Genomic DNA, 5,912 nt, shown 5'->3' on the forward strand with positions numbered 1-5,912 from the left:
ATAAATGAAAATGAGGTTTTTTCACAGCCTGACGTTCTCGCGCTACAAGCAGTTTGGGACTAAATTAAGCCCATTATTCGGATTTGCCAAATCTTCCAAATACAAAACCAACTTCAAATTAAGCCAAATACCCAAATTGCTTGTAGCGTGTGTTAGCAGATGCCAATGTTGAATTTATGGCTTAATCGTTTAATTATATTATCTACAATTTCTTTCTCTTCATTTAAATTATTTAATTCGTTTTGAAATAATTGACGCATTACACTAGAGATTCCGTGAATTTCTCCTCTTCTTATTCCTTGTCTAAATTCAGTTAATACTTTATTTTCCGTTTCATTTACAATGTCAAATTGAGGTATTTCCCATAATGCTTTTAACTTTTTTCCGATTTTATCTGTTTTTGTGTCAGTCATTTTTTTTAGGTAAATTAATTCGCATAAGTCGATTAATTTTTCATAAAGTGATGAAATTAAATAGACTTTATAATGTGTGCCTTGTAACCATAAAAGATGTCTTTCGTCTCCATTTTCTAATTCGCCATTTCCAATTATTTCAAATGAATCTATGTAAAACGGATTTCTAGGTGAATTTAGAAAGAAGAATAATGATTTAATATCCAATAATCTATTGCTAATTTGTTGTTTATTACTTTCTGAATAATCAGCGGTTGATATTATACCATTATAAATTTTCAAAATATTGAAATATGAAATTGGAAATTTCTTGAAATCATTTTCGTCAATTTTATTTCCATTAAATTTTCTTTCAAACAATCCTAAATAGGATTTATTAATTAAATTGTCATAATCTAACAATCTTTTTTTAAAGTCAGTTTTTTTTTCGCTCATTTTTTGGTTGGTATCTGCTAACTTTCTAATATACGCATACTTATAAAAAAAGTGCAGACATTTCAATTAGTATTATCCAAATATAAAAAAAATCTAGGTTTTAATACTTATTACAAAGCCATATAAAAGTAGTTCTAAAATGCAACAATTTAAAAATTTCGTTAGCAGCAATATAAATATTTTCTTCTCGAAAATTTTTCTTACTTAAAACTAATACAATAAATTGAATTTTATTTGATTTTAAACACATCTTTTCTTAATTGCAGTTGATTAAATTATGAGGTTCCATTACGTAGTCAGCATTATTATGATTAACTTTTATTTTTTGCATGAAGTATTCAACTACACGCAAATTTTTTGGATCACTCTCTGCAGTGATAAAAGAAGTGAAATCTTTTATAAAATTAGGGCAATTCGAGAATTGTCGTTTAATCATTTCAATTGCCTCGCCTCGCTCCTCGATGTTATGGCTTTGATATCCCGATCTCAAATCTATATCTTCTAGAACTGTGCCTTGCTTGTCAAAAACGGTTAAATGAACATGTTCAAAGGAACTCGATCCGTTAAAAAAAGTAGTACCGTTTGCGCTTGTTGTGCTCGGTCCAGTTTCTGTAGTGTAATGAACAAATCCAAGTAACTTGTCATTGGTTTCTGTCTTTACATACATGCCTTTAAATTTTTTGGCATTGGGAAAATACATCCAAGTGTAATTTGCCAACGGAACTTTTGAATCCGCTTGGTAAGGAGAAATCACGGATTTCAATTCCTTAAATTTCAGTTTTTCCTTTTTATCTCCAACTTTAAAAGTCACTTTTTCATCCGAATTGTCAAACGATGCCCAATCGACATTTATTTTGCTACCATCAGCTTTTTCAAGAACGGTTTGTGCAAAAGAATTCAGAGACAACAGCAGTGCAATGATAATCAGATTTTTCATAATTTTTTTTAATACGTTAAACAAATATAATAAAAATTAGCACAGCTGGTAACTGCCTTTTCTCGCAATTACAAAATTTGTGGTAAATTCAAGTTTACGTTTCGCAAGAATTTTTATCATGAACAGAAAATATAAAGTTTCGAACTTAGCAACTGACAAGGAGCAACAAATTATCAAAGCCTAATCTTTCGGCTAATGACTAATTTTCCGAGTACAAAAAAAATATAAGAAAGTGGGACTAAATTTTAATACTTATTACAAAAACATATTGCCTTAGTTCCAGACTGCAACAACTTTAAAATTTCGTTAGCAGCAATGTAAATATTTTCTTTTGTTATGTTTTTCTTACTCAAAACTAGTGAAAATAAATTGAATTTTATTTGTTTTTTAAGTACAGTTCTTTGTTGAAGGCGTAGTTTTATTTGGATTTTTTAGATTTCTTAATTTTCAAACAATTCTGTTTTATCCACTGAATTGAAATGTAAAAAGGTGCTGTATCACTTTCAGAAGAAGTATTGTGTCCTAATGTTGAAAATAAAGTATATTCAAAAGGTTTGCCTTGAACTTTAAATTTATTTAATTGTTCTATGCATAATTTTACAGGAATTTGTATATCCTTCTCTCCAAAAAGCCAAAGTCCAGGAATTGAAAGAGTATTTAGAGAAATTTTTGGGTCAGTCGCCACAAATTTATACTTGTCTGGATCATTATTAGTATGTTCACGTGCATCTTCATCTGTGTGATTTTCCCAAAATTTAGTATTCCCATTTGTGTAAAACTGAAATCGAAGTTGTTCTAAAGTTGTTATAGTAGGACAACTAAATAAAACCATAAATTCAATTTGTGGATTTTTGCTTGCAGTAATTGGAATTATCCATCCTGCTTGACTAAAACCAACTAATCCAATTGGTATTTTATTGTCTTTTAAATAGCTTCGAAATGTTTTTACGGCCTCATCTGCGTCGCTAGATAATAAATTAAGATTAGTTGTGTCAATATTATTTGTACCAACAGTTGGTCCTACATAAACACCACCAGATTCTCCAACTCCACGTTTGTCATATGTCAAAACAGCAATACCTTCTTTAGCAAGACGCTTTGCGAAGTCCATTTCTCTTTTTACTGGGTCAGAACCGTGAACAATTACGACTGCAGCAAATGGATTTTTAGGATTTATAATTGATCCAGCAAGAGTAATTCCTTGACTTTCAAACTTTATATCTTGAATGGTAAAGTCGGTCGATTGGGAAAATGTTGTTATTGGTAAGATGATTAATAATAACCTAAGATATAAGTTCTGAAGTAAGTTGTTTTTCATTTAAAATTGTGTTAGATTTTTAATTCTGTGTAGCATTGCCAGCAACGTTAGTACATACGCAGGTTTAAAATAAAATTTTTTGTAAAAAATTGACTTTTATTTGTTTTTTAGCACCATTCATTTTATTGCTAGGTTTTAAATTCGTTAACGCAAAAAAAATAAACTTTTACTTATCAATTTTCTATTTGTCCTTCTTTTCAATTTCACTTTTAGTATCCTATTTCAATACTAGGTATCTTTTTAATATCAATATTATGGAAGTCAATATAAACAAAATCGAGCATTGCTATTCCAATTTCATTTTCAATAATAGACGTATTATCACATGCCAATTCTTTGTAGAATTCTTAAAGCGTCTTACTCTTTTGGTCTGAACTTCTAATTATTGACAAATCATCATTTTTCAATTGGCTGTTTCGCTCAAAAAAAACACGTTTATTTCGTTTCATCCATCAGATATAAAAAAATAACAGCACAGAAATTATAATATTAAGCCGAATTCCTGCTGGCATTAGTGTTTCCGAATAATGATCGCATAACTAATTTTTCGTAAACTTCTAGTAAAGCATCATTACTTCCACTCTTCTTGATTTCGTTAATTTTCATTAAAGCATATTGCTGAATTGTTAGTAATGGTAATACAATATCTTCACGCATTTTAATAGACGCTTTTCCATCTGGATAGTTTTCCATCAACTCATTATGACCTGCAATTTTCAATAATAGTCGTTTGGTTTCTATAAATTCATCATAAATTATTTGCCAAAAATCACCAAATTCAGCATCATTTTTCATGTAATGTGTTAATGGTAAAAACGATTTGGCCAACGACATCATGCTGTTTTCTAGTAGCGTTCTAAAAAATAAGGAATCATCAAACAATGTTTGTACTTTTTTCCATTCGCCTGCATCTTCAAAGTGTTTTAAAGCGGTGCCAACTCCAAAAAAACCCGGCACATTTTGTTTCATCTGACTCCATGAACCCACAAAAGGAATGGCTCGAAGATCGTCTAAATTTAATTCACTTCCAGAATTTCGTTTGGATGGACGACTTCCTATATTTGTTTTAGAATAATAATTAAGCGTACTCATTTGCTCCAAATAAGGAACAAATTTGGGATGATTTTTAAAACTTAAGTACTTTTTATAACCTAAACTAGCCAATTCATCAATTACAATTTTGTCCGATTTGGATAAATTATTTTCTTTTTTACTGAAAATTTCATTAGAAACTCCAGCGCTTAAAAGATTTTCTAAATTGTATCTGCACGAATCTATGGTTCCAAAATTAGAACTGATAGTTTGGCCTTGCACTGTAAGTTGGATTTCCTTATTTTCAATATTTGAACCTAATGAGGCATAAAATTTATGTGTTTTTCCACCTCCACGTGCTGGTGGACCGCCACGACCATCAAAGAAAATAACTTTTATTCCGTATTTTCTAGAAATTTCTGTAATCGTTTCTTTGGCTTTATAAATTCCCCAATTGGCCATTAAGTAACCGCCATCTTTGGTTCCGTCAGAGAATCCTAGCATTACAGTTTGCTTGTTTGCTCTATTTTTTAAATGATTACTATACTCCTTATTGGTATAAAGTTGCTCCATTATTTTATCTGCATGTTGCAAATCTTCAATAGATTCAAACAGCGGAACAATGTCTACAGTAGGATTTTCCCAATTACATAATTTGAACAAAGCAAAAGTTTCCATAACATTTAAAGCACTTTCATTATTGGAAATTATGTATCGGTTTGCTCCTAATTCACCATTATTTTCTTGAATTATTTTTATGGCATTTATAGAATCTAACGTTTGTTTAGTCATTTCATCATCAAACAAATTGGAAGAAATTGTTCCAGATAAATTTGAAATCAATTGGATTTTTTTTTCATCAGAATAATTAAAATAATCATTAAATTCTTTATTTTCTGAGCCTAAATAGGTGAAAATTGTTTTAATAACTTTATCATGAATTTTACTATTCTGACGAATGTCTAAGGTTGCAAAATGAAATCCAAATACATTTACCTTATTGATTAGGTCGTTAATTTCGTCCAAATATAATGCTTGATGATTTTTAATACAAATAGATTTTACTTGATCTAGTTTATCTTTAAGTTCCGATAATGTAATGTAAATACTTCCATTTGAATAAAATACAGAACGGTATATTTTATTTTCTATTTCAGAAATTATAGCATCAATTCCAGAAAAAGTTAATTTGCGTTTTAAATTTCTAATGTCAAGATAATAACATTTTAAAATTGAAGTTCGCAATCTGTCGGCAACTTTCAATGTAATATCTGTAGTTACAAATGGATTTCCATCGCGATCACCACCAGGCCAAAAACCAAGATTAATAATAGAATTGGATATTGATTTATCTTTAAAAATATTCTTTTGGATGTATTGCAACATTTCGCCAGAGGTTTGATAAAATACATTTTCAAGATACCAAATTAGGCTAACTGCTTCGTCAAACGGTGAAGGCTTTTCTTTTTTAATGAATGGTGTTTTACCTAATTGCGCCAATAATTGCTTAATTTTAGTCAAATCATTTTCTCGAACCGCAGCAGTCAAATCTGTAATGATACCTAATACCGATCCAGGATAAAATTGTGTTGGATGTGCTGTTAAAACAGTTCTAATATTAAAATTATTTAAAAATAAAATCAATTCTTCTTTCAATTCTTTAGTATCAGCAAGTTCTTTAATGTCTCGCAGCGATCCTTTTCCTTCCATATTATTTACCACTGGAAATGCAGCATCTTCTATAGCATCAAATAAAACTATCTGACGTTCAACATAT

The 5,912-nt window shown here is 29.8% G+C and carries 4 protein-coding genes; all 4 read right to left on the reverse strand.

The annotated features are described in order from the left end of the window. Nucleotides 1-152: 152 nt before the first annotated feature. Entirely contained in the window at nt 153-848 is a 696-nt protein-coding gene (locus tag ACH2CG_RS04780) for a hypothetical protein (RefSeq protein WP_395062739.1), read from the reverse strand. 256 nt (nt 849-1,104) lie between these two features. After that, the gene (locus ACH2CG_RS04785) at nt 1,105-1,785 is read right to left on the reverse strand and encodes a hypothetical protein (RefSeq protein WP_395062741.1); all 681 of its coding nucleotides are present in this window, start codon (nt 1,783-1,785) and stop codon (nt 1,105-1,107) included. A gap of 418 nt (nt 1,786-2,203) precedes the next feature. After that, on the reverse strand, nt 2,204-3,103 hold the full coding sequence (locus ACH2CG_RS04790; RefSeq protein WP_395062743.1) for an alpha/beta hydrolase family protein: 900 nt from the start codon (nt 3,101-3,103) through the stop codon (nt 2,204-2,206). A gap of 489 nt (nt 3,104-3,592) precedes the next feature. Further along, nucleotides 3,593-5,912: phosphoenolpyruvate carboxylase (locus ACH2CG_RS04795; RefSeq protein ID WP_395062745.1), on the reverse strand; the 2,320-nt coding region annotated here is incomplete at its 5' end.

The organism is Flavobacterium sp. (genome assembly GCF_043778725.1).
In the GTDB taxonomy this organism is placed as follows: Bacteria; Bacteroidota; Bacteroidia; order Flavobacteriales; family Flavobacteriaceae; genus Flavobacterium.